13 protein-coding genes and 1 tRNA gene are annotated in these 17998 nt (G+C 43.1%); 9 read left to right on the top strand and 5 right to left on the bottom strand.

The features are described from left to right. Together ansA and sppA are read right to left on the bottom strand one after the other, a co-directional pair. Positions 1 to 549: asparaginase (gene ansA / locus AB4232_RS17605; protein WP_372087646.1), on the bottom strand; the 549-nt coding region annotated here is incomplete at its 3' end. A 118-nt stretch (positions 550 to 667) separates the two neighbouring features. Further along, a complete protein-coding gene (sppA, locus tag AB4232_RS17600) occupies positions 668 to 2518 on the bottom strand; it encodes a signal peptide peptidase SppA (protein WP_269334960.1) in 1851 nt (616 codons plus the stop codon). 279 nt (positions 2519 to 2797) lie between these two features. Here sppA and AB4232_RS17595 point away from each other — a divergent pair, with 279 nt between their 5' ends. From AB4232_RS17595 to AB4232_RS17585, 3 genes are all read left to right on the top strand, one after another. Beyond that, positions 2798 to 4807, top strand: a complete 2010-nt coding sequence (locus AB4232_RS17595) for an NADPH-dependent 2,4-dienoyl-CoA reductase (RefSeq protein WP_029224084.1) — start codon at positions 2798 to 2800, stop codon at positions 4805 to 4807. A 199-nt stretch (positions 4808 to 5006) separates the two neighbouring features. Beyond that, positions 5007 to 5555 carry an NAD(P)H nitroreductase gene (locus AB4232_RS17590; protein ID WP_009848708.1) on the top strand — a complete coding sequence of 183 codons (549 nt, stop codon included), beginning with the start codon at positions 5007 to 5009 and terminating at the stop codon, positions 5553 to 5555. 127 nt (positions 5556 to 5682) lie between these two features. Then, positions 5683 to 7644 carry a DNA topoisomerase III gene (locus AB4232_RS17585; RefSeq protein ID WP_372087645.1) on the top strand — a complete coding sequence of 654 codons (1962 nt, stop codon included), beginning with the start codon at positions 5683 to 5685 and terminating at the stop codon, positions 7642 to 7644. 53 nt (positions 7645 to 7697) lie between these two features. On the opposite strand, the gene AB4232_RS17580 is transcribed toward AB4232_RS17585, so the two are convergent. Both AB4232_RS17580 and AB4232_RS17575 read right to left on the bottom strand, forming a co-directional pair. Continuing rightward, entirely contained in the window at positions 7698 to 8699 is a 1002-nt protein-coding gene (locus AB4232_RS17580; protein WP_372087648.1) for a DUF3080 domain-containing protein, read from the bottom strand. Positions 8700 to 8718: 19 nt separating this feature from the next. Next, positions 8719 to 9405, bottom strand: a complete 687-nt coding sequence (locus AB4232_RS17575) for an SDR family oxidoreductase (protein WP_139685378.1) — start codon at positions 9403 to 9405, stop codon at positions 8719 to 8721. Between the two features lie 261 nt (positions 9406 to 9666). Between AB4232_RS17575 and AB4232_RS17570 the strand changes: the two genes are divergently transcribed. Next, positions 9667 to 10587 carry a histone deacetylase gene (locus AB4232_RS17570; protein ID WP_102510978.1) on the top strand — a complete coding sequence of 307 codons (921 nt, stop codon included), beginning with the start codon at positions 9667 to 9669 and terminating at the stop codon, positions 10585 to 10587. Positions 10588 to 10652: 65 nt separating this feature from the next. On the opposite strand, the gene AB4232_RS17565 is transcribed toward AB4232_RS17570, so the two are convergent. Continuing rightward, positions 10653 to 10743: transfer RNA gene (locus AB4232_RS17565), tRNA-Ser, on the bottom strand. Between the two features lie 325 nt (positions 10744 to 11068). Here AB4232_RS17565 and AB4232_RS17560 point away from each other — a divergent pair. The 5 genes from AB4232_RS17560 to AB4232_RS17540 all read left to right on the top strand — a co-directional run bounded on the left by AB4232_RS17560 (position 11069) and on the right by AB4232_RS17540 (position 17775). Continuing rightward, entirely contained in the window at positions 11069 to 11512 is a 444-nt protein-coding gene (locus tag AB4232_RS17560) for an Rrf2 family transcriptional regulator (RefSeq protein ID WP_009848694.1), read from the top strand. Positions 11513 to 11548: 36 nt separating this feature from the next. Next, a complete protein-coding gene (locus AB4232_RS17555; RefSeq protein WP_372087647.1) occupies positions 11549 to 12733 on the top strand; it encodes an NnrS family protein in 1185 nt (394 codons plus the stop codon). A 1345-nt stretch (positions 12734 to 14078) separates the two neighbouring features. Then, positions 14079 to 14411: a hypothetical protein gene (locus tag AB4232_RS17550; RefSeq protein ID WP_372087644.1), complete on the top strand. Its 333-nt coding sequence runs from the start codon at positions 14079 to 14081 to the stop codon at positions 14409 to 14411. A 579-nt stretch (positions 14412 to 14990) separates the two neighbouring features. Further along, positions 14991 to 16643: an ATP-dependent endonuclease gene (locus AB4232_RS17545; RefSeq protein ID WP_372087643.1), complete on the top strand. Its 1653-nt coding sequence runs from the start codon at positions 14991 to 14993 to the stop codon at positions 16641 to 16643. After that, on the top strand, positions 16636 to 17775 hold the full coding sequence (locus AB4232_RS17540; RefSeq protein WP_372087642.1) for a hypothetical protein: 1140 nt from the start codon (positions 16636 to 16638) through the stop codon (positions 17773 to 17775). Before AB4232_RS17545 ends, AB4232_RS17540 begins: the two co-directional genes overlap by 8 nt. Positions 17776 to 17998 lie beyond the last annotated feature (223 nt).

The following is a 17998-nucleotide window of genomic DNA, read 5'->3' as shown; positions in this document are numbered from 1 at the left end:
TTCTAGCAATGGAGTTAGGTTTGGAGAGGTAAACGCATTGAAGCCATCAGCGTGTGATTTTGTACTGCGGTTACCGCGCATCAACTTGTTGTTGAAGAACAGTGTCACTTCGTTGATCGGATAGTTCGCTGCAATGTGCAGAGCATTAAGCAGGTTTGCTTGTCCGTCTGAACGTAATTCTGCTAATGGGATCTGAGAGCCCGTAACAATCACAGGTTTGCCGAGGTTTTCTAACATGAATGACAGAGCTGAGGCGGTGTAAGCCATAGTGTCTGTACCGTGCAGGATAACGAAACCATCGTACTTATCGTAGTTCGCGCGAATATCATCAGCGATAGTCTGCCAATCAAGTGGCGTCATATCTGAAGAGTCCATTAATGGAGAGTATTCATGAATGGTGTACTCAGGCATTTCTGGGCGATGGAATTCAGGCATGCCAGCTAGCTGCTTATCCATAAAACCTGCGACTGGGACATAGCCGTGGTCCAAAGACTTCTGCATGCCAATTGTGCCGCCGGTATACGCGATATAGATGTGTTTTCTTTCCATGGCGATTAATACTTAGTGTGATATAGGGAACAGGGGGGCGATTATAGCGAATTATCATGCAATAAAAAGAGGCGCCTCACACAGAGGCGCCTCTTGATAACAAAGCGTTGAGCTTATCTTATTGAACTTGGCAGTTTAAGCAAAAAGCATATCGACCTTGTGGGTCGTTAAAGTTACCTAACAGTTGGCTATCTTGAGCTAACTGTTGAGTAACGGGCTGTAAACTGCTTGGAATCATTGACTGAATATCAAGGCCTATCGACATCTGAACTTGGTTCATAAATTCTTGAATAAATAGTTCAGTGGCTGAAAGAGGCTCTTCTACCCAGTAAATGTTGTAGGTTTCAAGCTCTGCAAGTGAAGCCGCAGCTGTAATCGCATCATCAAAATCACCAATTTCATCGACTAGACCTTTCTCGATTGCATCTTGGCCTGTCCATACTCGGCCTTGAGCAATCTTGTCGACAGCATCGACTTCCATGCCACGGTTTTCTCCAACTAGGCTGATGAATCGGCGGTAACCGTTTTCAATGCCCATTTGGAAAGCGTCTTTCGCACCTTCGCTTAGTCCAGTTGTAATACCAAGACCAGAGAAAGGCGACGTACCAACGCCATCGGTGTAAACGCCGATATCGTTCAAGCCTTTCTCAAAGGTCGTGATAACACTGAAGATACCGATCGAGCCTGTTAGTGTGGTTGGTTGAGCCAAAATCTTGTCTGCGCCCATCGAGATCCAATAACCACCAGAAGCAGCCAGGCTAGACATAGAAACCACAACAGGTTTACCTGCTTGCTTGATCGCTTCTATTTCATTGCGGATAACTTCTGAAGCAAATGCGCTACCACCTGGGCTGTCTACACGAAGTACAACCGCTTTTACTTTGTCGTCGTTGCGCGCTTGGCGAAGTAAGGCGGCAGTGGTATCTCCACCCACAGTACCACGTGGCTGCTTGCCATCCATAATTGCGCCGCTAGCGACAATTACAGCGACATCGTGCGATTCACTTGTTAGGTCAGGAAGCATGGTTGTACGGTACTCGTAGTACCCCAACGCGTTATAGCTGTCTTGACCGTCACTGCCGAAGACGTCTGCGAGCTCTAGACGAACTTGTTGGCGAGTTGCCAGTTCGTCAACTAAACCAAGCTTCTCTGCCAGTTTTGCGATATCGCCATCAACCGACTCAAGGTCTTTTAAGAAAGAGTCCATGCTTGGGTTCAAGGTTTTAGCATCGATCTGGCGGTTGTTGCTTACGTCATCAACGTATGCTCCCCACAGTTGACCTAACCAACGAGAAGCTGACTCTTTCGCTGCATCTGACATGTCGTCGCGAATGAAAGGTTCGATTGCAGACTTATAAGTACCGACGCGGAATACATGTGTACTTACGTCAAGCTTCTCTAATAGAGTTTTGTAGAATAGCGAGTAAGCACTGTAGCCTTTAAGCAGCACGCCGCCGTCAGGCGATAAGAAGACTTTAGTTGCGTAGCTGGCTAGGTAGTATTGGCTTTGGTTATAAAAGTCACCCACCGCATAAATTGGTTTGCCAGTTGCTTTGAACTCGTTAAGTGCTTTAGCTATGTAGCGCAGCTTGGTCAGATTGGTTTCTGGCAGTTCTTTGAGTGCTAAAACGATACCAGTTACCTTGTCATCGTCTTTGGCGTAGCGAATCGTTTCAACAATATCAAACAGGACGTTCTCTTTTGGAAGGTCTTTGCCAAGCAGTGAACCCGTGACTGAATCCATCGGATTGATATAGCGACTTTGCTCCACGATAGGGCCAGACAGGTTAAGTACTAAAGCCGATTCCTGTGGAACAGTGGGTTGAGTTGTGTCTGAGTGGAAGTATACAAAGTAGATGATGGCGATACTGAGTAAAAAGAAAAGGTTAACCAGCGCAAGACGCACAAACGTGATGAGCTTCCAAATCCCTTTAAAGATCATGCCTATAAATTTGAATATTTTTTTCATTCTGTCTCCGCAGTGAGATCACGTCGCTTTAACAAGCTGTAGTACCATTAATCTCAATAATATGAACTGCTTGATATCCTACGATAATTCCCTAGCTCAAACTACACCAAGAATTGCTAATCGATATATATTCTCATTAAGTGTAGTCATATTAGGGGTTTCTGAACGATTAATACGTCCTGCATTATGATCGGTGTTACAAAAATGTAAACGGTTGTTTGAACTTTTGGTGATTGAGTTATATTGTGGTCTGACCACAAGGATATAATAATAGAAGTGATGTCTGCCATGTACCCACATTTACTCGAACCACTCGATCTTGGATTTACTCAGTTACGTAACCGTGTATTGATGGGATCAATGCACACGGGTTTAGAAGAAAATAAAGAAGGCCTCCACAAGCTTGCCGCGTTTTATGAAGAGCGAGCAAAAGGAGGCGTTGGCCTTATTGTTACCGGTGGTTTCTCTCCTAATTTACGTGGCAGATTGACCCCATTTAGTGCTGAGTTCAGTAAAGTTAAGCACGCAAAAGCTCACCAAGTTGTTACCGAGGCCGTGCATAAGCATGGCGGTAAAATTGCCCTTCAGTTGCTACATGCTGGCCGCTATGCCATGCACCCATTCGCGCAAAGCGCTTCGGGCATCAAAGCGCCAATCGCTAAGTTTGCACCGAGTGAGATGAGCCCTCGTCAAATTAAAAAGACCATAGGTGCTTTTGCCAACAGTGCAGAGCTAGCTCAGGTTGCTGGCTATGACGGCATAGAGATCATGGGCTCCGAAGGTTACTTGATTAACCAATTTATCTGTAAACGTACCAACATGCGTTATGACGAATGGGGCGGTTCTTATGAGAAGCGTATGCGTTTCCCACTAGAGATCGTTAAATCGATTCGCGAAGCGGTGGGTAAAGATTTCATCATTATTTTCCGTTTATCGATGCTGGATTTGGTTGAGCAAGGCAGCACATTCGAAGATGTTGTACTTCTGGCTCAGAAGCTAGAAGAAGCGGGCGTGACCATTATTAATACCGGTATTGGTTGGCATGAAGCTCGTGTCCCAACTATTGCGACACAAGTTCCAAGAGGGGCATTCTCTTGGGTGACGGAAAAAGTAAAACCATACGTGTCGATCCCAGTGGTGACGTGTAACCGAATCAACACGCCAGAAGAGGCCGAACGTATCCTCAGTTCAGGACAGGCCGACATGGTATCAATGGCTCGTCCATTCTTGGCTGACCCTGACTTTGTTAATAAAGCCGCTCAAGACCAAGCGCAGTTCATTAACACCTGTATCGGTTGTAACCAAGCGTGTCTTGATAACGTATTCAAAGGCAAACGAGCGAGCTGCTTGGTGAACCCTCGCGCTTGTTACGAAACTGAAATTGTTGTGCAACCCGCTCAAGCAACCAAAACCATCGCCGTCGTCGGTGCTGGGCCAGCAGGTTTAGCTTGTGCAACAACGTTGGCACAGCGTGGGCATAAGGTTGATCTGATAGAGAAAAATGACCGCATCGGTGGACAATTTAGATTGGCAATGCAGATTCCGGGTAAAGAAGAGTTCAGAGAAACGATTCGTTACTTTGCTAACCAAATAGATGCATCAGGCGTGAACTTAAAACTGGATACTGAAGCGACGTTTGAGATGTTGTTGAAGTACGATGAAGTCGTGATGGCTGCTGGTGTTGAACCCAGAAAGCTTGATATTGAAGGGATAGATCAAGAAAACGTAGTCGACTACCAAACCTTGATTCGTGAAAAGACACCAGTAGGCGAAAAAGTCGCGATTGTTGGTGCAGGTGGTATTGGTATTGATGTGGCAACTATGCTGACAGAGCCGACTTCTCATAGCTTGGACGATTGGCTGCATGAGTGGGGCATTGATAAGAATATGGAGCACCCAGGTGGACTTTATCCTTACCCTGATTCGTTCAGTGATAAAACGGTTTGGGTGATGCAGCGTAAAGCGGGTCGTGTCGGTAAAGGCCCGGGTAAGACTACAGGTTGGATTCATAAACGCACATTAGAAAAACGTGGTGTGAACTTACTTGGTGGCGTGAGCTACAACAAGATTGACGACCAAGGTCTGCACATCAGCGTTGGTAAGAAAGATCAGGTACTCGATGCCGATTCCGTTATTGTGTGTGCGGGCCAAGTTTCGGTTCGTCCATTCGAAGACATGTGGCAAGAGTTTGGTGGCAAACTGCACGTTATAGGCGGTGCCGATTACGCGGGTGAACTGGATGCGGTGCGCGCAATTCGTCAAGGTGTTGAGTTAGCGATTAAGCTCTAACAACAAGCAGAATACACCCGTTCATAAACTTGAACGAAACTTGTAAATAAGGCTCCTAAGTCATAGATTTAGGAGCCTTTGTTGTTTCTAGTGTCGTTTCAAATATTGCTTCAAATAGACTGCCGTTGAGATTTATTATCGTTTGTATTCTGTGCTACAGTTCAACTATACAAACAATAAAAATTAGTAAGGACTTCAAATGGATGCTTTGGATCTATTGCTCAACAGACGCTCTATCGCAAAACTCTCTGATCCGGCACCTGAAGGTGTAGCGTTAGAAAACATTATCAAAGCGGGTTTACGAGCTCCAGACCATGGCGCATTGACACCGTGGCGCTTTGTTATCGCACAAGGCTCAGGGTTACAGAAGCTCTCTGATATTTTGGTTCGTGCGGCACAAGCTGACGAAAGTGAAGAAGCGGTGATTGAGAAAGTAAAGAAAGCGCCGTTCCGAGCTCCAATGGTGATCACTATCATCGCAAAGGTAACTGAGCACGAAAAAGTGCCAGCATTCGAACAACACCTATCTGCGGGTTGTGCTGCGCAAGCAATGCAAATGGCAGCCGTCGCACAAGGTTTTCAAGGCTTTTGGCGTTCAGGCAAATGGATGTTCCACCCTGAAGTGCACCAAGCTTTCGGTCTAGAAGGCGACGATGAAATTGTTGGTTTCCTATACCTAGGTACTCCGGGCTGTACGCCAATGAAAGTACCAGAGCGTGATTTCTCAAAGTTCGTCGAGTTCTTATAGATCTCGTCAGGAAAATAGCTATACAACGAATTGTTGAATGTTAACTGTATAAACAACCAGTTTTCCTTGATTTCTAGGGGCCACATTAGATAATGTGGCCCTAATTGTTTGTAGCATCTGGAAAAACATGTCTCGTCTTATTATTGCTGAAAAACCAAGCCTCGGCCGTGCGATCGCCGCTGCATTGCCTAATCCACAGAAGAAAGACCAAGGGTTTATCAAATGTGGCAATGGGGATGTGGTGACTTGGTGTATTGGACACTTATTGGAGCAAGTTGAGCCGGACGCTTATGACGACCGTTATAAGAAGTGGAACCTAGCCGATCTCCCTATTGTGCCAGAGCAATGGCAGCTAAGACCGCGTAAAACGTCAAGCAAACAGCTCACGGTGATCCGAAAGCTATTGAAGGACGCGACCCAAATTGTCCATGCGGGAGACCCGGATAGAGAAGGGCAGCTGCTGGTGGATGAAGTGATTGATTACTGCAAGGTGTCTAAGGCCAAGAAAGAGTCGATGGACAGGCTGCTGATCAGCGATTTGAACTTACCAGCGGTAAAGCGTGCGCTCTCTCAGATGCGGAGTAACCGCGATTTTATTCCACTTTCTATTTCTGCATTGGCGCGCTCTAGAGCCGATTGGCTGTATGGCATGAACATGACTCGCGCGTATACCTTGCTTGGTCAAAAGGCGGGTTACCAAGGCGTGTTGTCGGTAGGGCGAGTGCAAACGCCTGTACTTGGTTTGGTCGTAAGGCGTGATGAAGAGATCGAAAACTTCATTCCGAAAGATTACTTCACTCTGCATGCGCTGATCCCTTACCAAAACAACGGGCAGAGCTTTGATATTCGAGCGCGTTGGAAACCAAGCGAAGCATGTAAGCCATGGCAAGATGAAGAAGGCCGGGTGCTCAATCGAAAACTGGTTGAGAACGTGGCTCAGCGAATTGCGAATCAACCCGCGACCGTGACGGAATCAGAGCAAAAGCAAAGTAAACAAGCTGCGCCACTGCCTTATTCGTTGTCAGCTTTGCAGATTGATGCGTCTAAGCGTTTTGGTATGAGTGCTCAGCAGGTTCTCGACACTTGTCAGTCGTTGTACGAGAAACACAAACTCATCACTTACCCGCGTTCTGATAGCCGCTATCTACCTAAAGATCATTATTCGCAACGAGAGTCGGTAGTCGATGCTATCGCTAACAATGCGAAAGAGCTGCAAGGTGGTGCTCAAGGTGCGGATCTTTCTCTTAAATCCAAAGCATGGAACGACAGTAAGGTCGATGCTCACCACGCGATAATTCCTACTCCGAAAAAGTCATCGGTGAACGGCCTGTCTGCCAACGAGATGAAAATCTATCAGCAAATCGCTCGTCAGTATCTAATGCAATTCTACCCACCTGCTATTTTTGCCGATGCCAAGCTGGTCTTTGATATCGCTGGTGGCGTGTTCATCGCAAAAGGGCGACAACTTACTAACCCAGGTTGGAAGGTGTTGATGGGGAAAACGGACACCGAAGAGAAGGGCGACGGCACAGATGCGGTTCCTCCATTGGATAAAGGAACCGTGCTGACGTGTCGTGAAGGCGTGATTGGCGATAAGAAAACCGAGCCACCAAAACACTTTACCGAAGCGACGTTGCTACAAGCGATGACCGGTATTGCTCGCTTTGTTGCAAATAAAGACCTCAAAGCTATCTTGAAAGAGACCGATGGCCTTGGAACAGAGGCAACTCGTGCGGGCATTCTAGATACTTTGTTCAAGAGACAACTGTTAACGCGACAAGGTAAAAGCATCCATAGTAGCCCTGCAGGTAGAGGTTTGATTAATGCCTTACCTGAGGACTCGACCTTTCCCGACATGACGGCTCACTGGGAGCATCAGTTGCAAGGCATGGCTGAACGAAACCAAGCGTATCAACCCTTCATGCAAGCGCTAGAAAGTAAGATCGATGGCTTGATGGGTAAGGTAAAAACAGGTGAAGTCCCTGAATCTCTGCGTCATCTTCCTAAAGTTGAAAGACCAGCATTCAAGCGCCGTAAAGGTGGTGGGACAAGGAAGAAGACTTACGCGAAGAAAGGCGCTAAAAGTTAATCAGTTAGAAACTGAAAGCTAACAACACCCATTATTGATATTGGGAATCAATATTAACGACCGACCTTGCGCCCACAACGTTTAAACAGCTGCTGCCAATAATCAACATGGCGGCGAGTTGATGCTCGAAAAGCTTGATGCGCATCTTGGATGGGAAAGTAATAACTGTGCAGTTCAGGTTGCGCGTCAAACATACCAAGTTGCGGGGCTAACTGCTGATAGTAGCCATCTAATTGCGCCATGTACGGCTGAACCTTGTCAATGTATTGCTGTTCGAACACATTATTAAGGTAACGAAACTTAGTCGTGTCTCGCTGCTCACCACAAATTATGTTGGCGTCAAAAGTTGAGAGTTGTTTGGTAATGGTATCAAGCTCAACAGAGGCACGAGATAGTGAGTAGTACAAATCCCCAAGCGTCGAACTCTTCTCTAATCCTTCTTGAACTTCAGTAGTCTTGCCGGAGACGAGCGGTGTGTTTAACGCTCGGTTAATATGCTCTAGGGCGTCCCTTGTCTGTCGGACTTGTTCGCCGATATCAGCACGCAACCACTGACTTCCACGCATTTGAGACTGCATCGCTTCACTGGCATAGATGAGATTCCATTGGTGCAGTGGAAATTGTGCGAGTTTCTGTTGCTCGATTTCTCTGAGTAATTCTACGATCTCTGGTTCTAATTCGTTATTAGATAAACATTGACCAACACCTTCCAGTAGAGCGACTTGATAATCGTAATTTCGGAACTCGTCGGCGACTTTTCCAAGTACGGAGTTTCTTTCTGCAATCAGGTTGAATAATCCGCATTGTCGAAGTTGATAGCTGTCGATAAGCCCGATAGAGAGCGAAGGAACTTCAATAAACAGTTCTCGCTTTCTCGGTAAGCTGTCGAGCTCCCAGTCTTCCTGTATCTCGTCAGCATCTTGCACGTTGGCGATTTTGGCCTGATAGTCGTCGAAGTAGTTCTGTGGGCTGTCATCGAAACATCCAGTGATCACCACGGTCAGACACAACAGTGTTGAACGTACGAGTAAGCTTGAGATCACGCGACGAACCATGTGACGATCCATGTGATCGCTACCAGTCTATTTCGCTACCATCGAAATTAAAGAAGTGACCACTCACTTCAGTATTCGATGACTCTATTACAGTCACAAGGCCTTTAGCTGAAGTCTCTGTATCAATAAGAGCATTAGGGCCGCCCATTTCGGTCTGTACCCACCCTGGATGTAACGCCAACACTGTAAAGCCATTATCGGTTAAGTCGTTACTTAAGCTCTTCACAACTGAATTAAGAGCCGCTTTAGATGAACGATAGATGTAGCCTCCGCCTGATGTGTTTTCAGACATGCTACCCACTCTAGATGAAAGACAGGCGATCTTTTTGACGTCACTACTTTCTATAAGAGGTAATAGAGTCTCGACAAGCTTCAATGGGGCAATTGTGTTGATTTCAAATACGCGACGCCACTCTTCGACATCGGTATTACCCAGACCGTAACCTTTAGGGCCATAGTAGCCAGCGTTGTTGATCAAGATATCAATCGACTCTATTTGCGAGGGGAGTTGTTCTACTGCTTGATAATCGGTTATTTCTAATTGAATGCAGGTCAGGTTGCTACTGTGCTCTGCGAGTGAGAGCAGTTCTGTTGCTGAAGAGGCGTCACGGTAAGTTGCGTACACCTTGTGATTACCTTTCAAGTATTGTTGAGTCAGACTTAAGCCTATGCCGCGGTTCGCTCCAGTAATAAAAATAACGCTCATGGTGATTCCTTTTCAGTTCAATTAGTTAAGTTTGATGGCTTAACACGAGAAAATCAACGCTCCACCAACTGGCTATTAGCATTCCTACAAAAATCATTACTGCTGTCATCGAGCCGCAGATCACACCACAGATGAGTATTACGCTTTTCATTGTTGTCTCTGGAATTAATTAAAGGTAATGATAATTATTATCATTAATTAAGGTTGTCGCCAAGTCTGAGACTGTTATGATTTTGAGAAAGATACGCAATTTACTTGATTATGATTCCTTTAATTTACCACCCAATCTATTCGCAGTTACCTTTACCAGAAGGTCACCGTTACCCAATCAACAAATATCAGTTGTTACACAGTGCTGTTGAGGCGCTAATGGATAGCGATCCACAATGGGGTAATGCATTCGAAATGTTCCAGCCAATGCCTGTTTCGGTAGAACAAGTAAAGCAGGTGCACGATGGTGAATATGTCGATTTGCTGGTTTCTGGAAATTTGCCTGCAGCAAAAATGAGACGTATCGGTTTTCCGTGGAGCGAACAGCTTATAGAAAGAACACTCTATTCAAGTGGTGGAACCTGCTTGGCCGCTGAAATGGCAATAGAGAGTGGTTTAGCGATTCATTTGAGTGGTGGTTATCACCACGCACACCATGATTTTGGTAGCGGCTTTTGTTTGTTGAATGATCTGGTTTTGGCGGCTAAGCATGCGCTGACCTTTGAACATATAGATAAAGTGTTGATCGTCGACAGCGATGTTCATCATGGTGATGGCACAGCGACTCTTTGCCAAGAGAATGACGACATCATTACTTTGTCGTTCCACTGCGACAAAAACTTCCCTGCACGAAAACCGTTGTCTGATTTAGATGTTCCGTTAAGTCGTGAAACAGAAGATGAAGAGTTTTTGCGTTGTTTTGAACAAGTCACTAAGTTAGCGATTGCTCACCATCAACCAGATCTGATTATTTATGATGCGGGGATCGATATCCATCAAGACGATGAACTGGGTTATTTGAATGTTTCGACAAAAGGGATATTTGAACGCGACTGTTTCATGATTGAATTAGCGAAATCAGAGTCTATTCCAATGGCGTGTGTAGTCGGTGGCGGATATCGAACTGAACATCAAGATCTGGTGCCGATTCACATGCAGTTACTCAACGCTGCATTGGCTGTGAATAGCTGAACCGTTGAGCTCCGTGATCTCCAGATACAAAAAAGCCGCTGATTTCTCAGCGGCTTTCTTTAATGTGGTGGAGGGATAGGGATTTGAACCCTAGAACCGCTATTAACGGTTGCCGGTTTTCAAGACCGGTGCTTTCGACCACTCAGCCATCCCTCCAGTGCCGCGAATAATATAGTGGTGTGATTCGCTTGTAAATACCCTTATTAACTGACTGCTTTTTTTATGAACAAGTTTGTGTGTTTTTATATTGTCAGAGTGAAAATATATCGAAAAATGTTTCTGATCGCTTCGACTTAGAGGATTAGATCTCGTTTGAGAAAGGAAGATGGAGATAGGATCTCATACAACAGATGTGAGAAACGTCATTAAGATCGCAGCCTTAGCTTCTTGGTGCTTAGCCACTACTCCTCAGTAGGTTAACTTGCCTTTATTACTCATAAGATTCATAATAAATACATCTTATAGAGTGAAATATCCCAACATGCATATCACACGTTACACTGATTATTCCCTACGCGTTCTGATCTATTTAGCGATCAACAACCAATCTCTTAGCACCATCGGCGACATTGCTAACAGTTATGGCATTTCTAAAAACCATTTAATGAAGATCGTTCAGCAACTCAACCTCAAAGGACATCTGATCGCCACAAGAGGAAAAAATGGTGGTTTGAAACTCAGTTGCCATCCAAGTCAGATCAACATAGGTACGTTAGTTCGAGAGTTAGAAGACAAACGTAACTTGGTTGAATGTTTTGGCGAAGATAATAGCTGTGTTATTACACCAAATTGCCAATTGAAAACAATCTTTGCTGAAGCTCAAGAGTGTTTTTACAAATGCTTAGACGCTTATAGCTTGCAAGATCTCCTCGGCGAAGGGCACAGCTACAAACTAGGGCAACTTTTGGCGGTTGACGTTATTTAAGTAAGCAAGTTTTGTTTACTCACTAGGTTTACGATGATGAAAGATTTAAATCAACCCCCTAACAATGGCGTTTCAATGACGGCATTTTTTGAGCTCGCGTTTCGACCGTTTTTTTTGTTTGCATCACTTTTTAGCGTTGCAGCTCTAGTTGGTTGGGCCGCGTTTTGGAATGGTAGCGCAACTCTGAATGTTTATGGCGGAGCAATGTGGTGGCATATTCATGAAATGTTATTTGGCTTTGCAGCAACTGTCGTGGTTGGTTTTTTACTGACGGCCGTACAAAATTGGACAGGTGTCCGCAGTATTAACGGACGCGGGTTAATGATACTTCTGGCTATCTGGTTGTGTGCAAGAATAGCCATGTTCCTGCCTAATGTCTTTAGCCCTTGGCTGGTGGCTGGACTCGATTTACTGTTTTTACCTATCGCTGTCATTTATCTTGCTCACAATATTGTCAGTGTGAAGCTTTGGCGAAACCTGTTGTTCGTCCCCATTTTATTGCTAATGACTTTTGCCAATGCCGCAATGCACTATGGCGTTTTATTTCAGCAGCCAGTCTTAATTTCACAAGCTAGCACAAGCATGGTGCTGTTGGTGACCCTAGTCATGTGCATTATGGGTGGGCGAGTCTTTCCTATGTTTACCGCGAATGGCACACAGACACCACGAACCCCTGCATTACCATGGCTTGAAAAGCTGAGCATCGTGAGCACGATTTTCGCCGTTGTGTTGAGCTTTCAGATAGTTCCAGTTCCACAAGATATCGTTGCTAGCGTGTTTATTGTCAGTGGCCTGGCAAATGCGGTTAGGGCGGTAAGGTGGAAAATATGGGTCGCTTTTAAGACTCCTCTTGTGTGGTCTTTACACTTAAGCTACTGGGCCATTTCGTTAGGATTGGTTTTGTATGGCGTTTCGATCATTTCGTCATTGGTCACACAATCACAAGCGATTCATGCCTTAACCGTGGGTGGAATGGGGGTGATGATCTTATCAATGATCTCACGCGTCTCTCTAGGACATACAGGTCGAGCTATTGCGATTGGTAAAATAATGACTGCGGCGTTAATTGCCATTGTTTTTGCCTTTATTGTTCGAGTATTTGGTGGATACTTTACCAATAATATTGTCTCTATCATCACCTTATCGAGTGCTCTGTGGGTTGTCGCGTACAGTTGTTTCGTTGTGTTGTACTTACCAATTTTAATAAAACCAAGGGCTTAAATACCTCAAGACACCAAGCAGCCAATTTGGCTAATATTAAAGTTGCATTTAAAATGCATCTTTAATATTATGACCTTAATGAGTTACTTAAATACAATCAAAGAGAGCATAATTATGAGCTGTTGTGGCGGATGTGGTGGTTCAAACCACGAAGAAAAAGCAAATGAAGCTGAACAAAAAAAACAAGCAGAGCAGCAAGATACTAAGCAAGAAAACGCTTAATTAGATCTGCACTCAAGCCAAATTTAAAAATCCAGAGACTTCGATGAAGCCTCTGGATTTTTTTATCGTTATGTATTCACAATCAGAATCTGAAGAAACCTAGGGCACTATTCCAATAAACATCCCCCAATTCTTCAAGTTACTTGGTCATGCATTGGTGGCGTAGGTCTACATGTGTATTGGCAGGGATGTTTTGTTGCAACAGTGACGTCGAATTTCGATAGGTCATAAAGGTAAAGAGTCAGTTACCTATGCTATATGTTTAAATACAACAGAGCGGTAATAGGCTTGAAGTTGCCGTGAGAAACAGGTTTAAGTCAGATTCCGATAGTTAAGGACTTTGACTGGTTGACTAACTGACTCTTAGATTCGATTAACTTTACGCTAGATGCAAAAAAGCCGCTGATTTCTCAGCGGCTTTCTTAAATGTGGTGGAGGGATAGGGATTTGAACCCAACCACCAAAAAATTAAATGCTTATTTTACAGCAACTTAAATGGAGCGTCGAAAATTATTTTAATCGTTTGTCTTGTACAGATTAAACCTTACTTCACCTTTTAACGTCAAGATATATCATATTGACATGTTAGTAAGTTAGTTACTGAGCTAACTTACTAACTTTGTCCTTCGGACTGAGTCACTGGCACACTTTTGGACATAAATGTGTCAGTGGCTTTACTAATTTAGAAAAACATGAATTAGCTCAAGTATGGCAATCTTCTAGCTTGCTGACCAACCCCACCTTTCCACTACAGTTTCAAATTCACTGTAACTACGATAAATCATTGTTTAATCACAGTTTTAACCAAAGTTAAGAGCACATTTAGTGAATCATAAATTGCTCAGAAACCATCACAAACTTTCAATCGCCAGCGAAAGCATATCGCCTTGATCAGGTGTCAAAAATCGCCGATACGGGCTTCTGAGGGACAGGAAGGGGCAAAATCAGGGGCTAACTATAATGGGCACTTAACGAACTACTTTTTAAGTGATTATTTACTTTGCGTACTCGGTTTAAATCGTTATGACAGTTCACTGAACTTTTTCCTTGTATGTTATGAATTTACCCCCATATGGTATTTAGCGTTGCAAATTTTTGTGCGTGTTGTTGTGTAAGGGATAATATGTCTGAACAAAATTTTTTATGTACGTACTCTGTGAAAACAAGAGAACAAGAGACTCTTTCAGAAGAAAAACAGGCTCAAGGTAATGCGGATCGTATAAGGCGAGATATTAAAGATCTTGATGAGTGGGATAATGTAGAAGATATAGAAACCACATTTACAGGATGTTTAAATTTGAGTGGTTCGATTGCACAAAAAAGATCTGAAGCGAAGTCTATCATTAAGTCTAAAATGCGTGAGATAGTTGATGATTATGATGCTTATTGTGATGTCGATATTGAATGTGCATTTATGGTTGATGGATTAGGTAAGATAATTAAATTCTCAATTTAAATTATTTAACATCTCCCTGTAAATCTAATCCTGAAAGGTCGCTATTATGCGGCCTTTGTTGTATCTGGACGTTACATGATCACGTCCGTTCGGTACAGATTTAACGTAACAGTCGTTCTATGCACCATGAATGAAGGCCTGCCACTGGCAGACCTTCTGCGTTGTTCGACTCAGAAAGCGACATTAGGAAATGTATAGTAAAGCAGTATTAGCGGCCCGTGAATGAGCTTCCGCTCAAAATGAAAATGGGGCACAAAAGTGTTAACAGTGATCGTGCTGGCACTGTGATCACAGTTTATGTTCTAGCCCGTTGAACTGAGATTAGTAGAGGTAAGTTGAATCCTTAGTCGTTTGTATGGAAAGCAGGTAAGAATTCGTGAGGTCTTCCTACTTCGGATAAGCTGAGACGTCGTGCTTAACATAATAGATACATCCAAGCACAAGACATTTGAAACACTTCCGTACAAGTCGGCCTTTTCACTGAAAACAACCCTAATGGTATGCTTTGCATCATCTTTTTTGGTTTAGAATTAGAGTATATTCATTTGATAAGCATGTAATTTAATATGGGTATTCCTCTTGTATATCAAAAAACTGACTGTCAAAAACTTCAAGAAGATAGAAAAAGGTGTCTTCGATTTTAACGAGAAAGTAAACATCCTAGTTGGCGATAATGATTCAGGGAAAACTACCATCCTTGAAGCACTAGAACTTGTCTCTAGCTCCAACTACAGAGGCAAATCAATAAATTCATCACTATCGCCTCACCTCTTCAATGGCAATGCAGTCAAGACATACCTTGCTGGAAACAAATCCAAGCAAACACTGCCTGAAATTCTTATCGAAATGTATATTTCCGATTGTCCAGAATATAGAGGCAAGAACAACTCACAAAATAAAGAAGAGGAAGGAATTTACATCAAGATATGCTTCGATGATGACTTGACCAGCACGTATGACGAGTTCCTCAAAAATGCAGCGTCAATTGATAGCGTCCCAACAGAATTCTACAAAGTCGAATGGTTTAGTTTCGCTTGGGAACCGATTAAGTTTCTAAATCGAAAGGTTAAAGGTTTATTCATAGATCCAACGAGACTTCATCCTACTTATGGCAAGACACAGTACCTATCGAATATCATCAACTCCTCTCTATCAAAAGAGCAGCAGGCATTATTAAACTTAAACTACCGTCAGTTGAAACACTCATTTGAACAACAGCAACAAATACAAGATATAAATAACAACCTTGATGCAACCAATCAAGTAACAGAGCAAAATCTATCAATAATTGCAGATACTAATTCAAGTACAGTGGAGTCAGGTCTCCAACTTGCTGTAGACGACATTTCATTTATTCATACAGGTAAAGGCGAACAAAACAAGATTCAAATTAAACTTGCTCTCCTAAATAAAGGTGGAAATGTTAACTTCATAACAGTAGAAGAACCTGAAAATCACCTCTCTCATACAAATCTGAGTGTATTGATTAAGTTCATTTCAGATAATAGTGCCAACCAAGTCTTTATTACAACTCACAGTTCTTATGTTCTAAATAAGCTTAGTCTCAACAACCTATGTTTGATTGCTGACAATTATCTGATGCTCAAAGACATTGACTCTACTACAGCCAAAACACTGCAACGCCTGCCAGGATACGACACTTTAAGGGTAGTGCTATCGAAAAAGGTTATTCTTGTCGAAGGCCCTTCTGATGAATTGCTATTGAAAAAGAAATACTTACAAGATAACGGTAAATTACCAGAAGAAGATGGAATCGATATCATTGTTGTTCGTGGCATTGGTTTTAAACACTACTTGGAAATCGCCAAACATGTTGGAACCAGAGTAAATGTGGTCAAAGATAATGACGGCTCTTATGAAAAAAACATCACTAAATATGCTGAAAATTACCAATACCCCAACATAGCTTTTTTCTCCGAAAATAATGACGAACTTAAGTCTCTTGAGCCATCACTAATTGAAGCGTCCTCCAAGGATGAGGACACACTAAAAAGGTTCGCAAAAATCGCTTTGTCGACTGTTACATTCAATCAACTAGATAAGATAGACAACTTAGATAAACAAAAAGAATTCTTTATTGCAGTTTATGTCGGTGAAAACGGAGATAAAAACAATGGCTCTAAGAAAGTAGATTCAGCCATACGCATTTTCGACAGTCAAGAGGACATTCAATACCCTGAGTATCTAGTGGAGGCTTTGAAGTTTGACTAAAAAATTATTTATTGCATGCGCAGGAGCAGGCAAGACTACACAAATAGTCGAGGAATCAATCGCGCTCACTGAAGCAGGAACTAAGGTACTGATTATTACCTATACTCGTAGCAATCAAAATGAATTGCTTAAGAAGTTTGAAGAACTTGGAGGACGGCACAACGAACTATTCGTTGTAAAAGGCTGGTACTCATTCATTCTAGAGGATGTTATTAGACCTTATCAACAATGCATATTCTCTAAGCGCATAGATGGTATCTATCTAAACAGCAACAACCCGCACATGAGAGAAGGTCGCAATATTTTTGGCAGAGGAGAGAAGGTTGGTGCGCTATACAATCCAAAACACTACTTAACATCAAAAAATCAAGCCCATACTGAATTCATCGCGAAACTAGCATGTCGAATAATCAAAACATCTAAGGTAGACATATCTGAGCGTATTGGAGCTATCTATGGCCGCATTTACTTAGATGAAACTCAAGACTTTGCAGGTTGGGACTTTGACCTAATTAAACTGCTCACTAAATCAAAAGAGCTTGAGATTCATGCTTTGGGAGACTTTAGACAAACCATCTACCACACATCCTCAAAGCCGAAAAAGCCAGCTTCTAGTGCAGAGAAGCGAGTTGAGTACGTCAAAATGGGGTTTGAGATTGAAGAAATGAATAATTGTAGGCGGTCAGTCGCTTCTGTTTGTGCTTTTGCAGACACTGTACATGCGGGTGAAGGCTATACTGCGACAGTATCCAAAGTTGATACACCCAAAAATGTTTCCCACACTGGTATACATTACGTAGCGCCTAAGAATATTGATCTATACATCAAACAGCATAACCCATTGATACTAAGGCACTCTGCAAATTCAGGGAAAATGCTCGATAAGTACGACAACTTAATGACATTTGGAGAATCTAAAGGAAAAACAACAGAGCATGTGCTTATTCACCCAACCGAACCATTTATCAAATTCCTTAAAGGACATGCAAAGCCGTTTGGAGCAAGTGCAACAGCAACAAGTCAAAACAAGCTATATGTGGCTATAACTAGGGCACGGTACAGCGTTGCGTTTATTGTTGAAGAAGACCACTTCAAAGGTATGCTTTGGCAACCAACTGATATATGGCGATGAAGAATCATCACCATTGATAAACGCTTCACTCGGAAAATAGGTCTTTTACATTCAGACCTTTACTAGCATAAATATCTAGGGTTATTTTGTTTTTTCGTCGAGTCTACTGATAGTTTTATCTAAAGCACTTTGGGGCATTTCTGTGTCAGGGTAACCTGTCGGTTTGGTTCGTTTAATTTTGGTCTTCATGGCTTGCCATAGTCGGGAGTTAAGAGGCTCGCCT

The organism is Vibrio sp. 10N.286.46.A8 (genome assembly GCF_041470165.1).
Lineage (GTDB): Bacteria > Pseudomonadota > Gammaproteobacteria > Enterobacterales > Vibrionaceae > Vibrio > Vibrio tasmaniensis_A.
The sequence above is the reverse complement of the archived record's forward strand: the minus strand, read 5'-3'. Positions and strand labels throughout refer to the sequence as shown.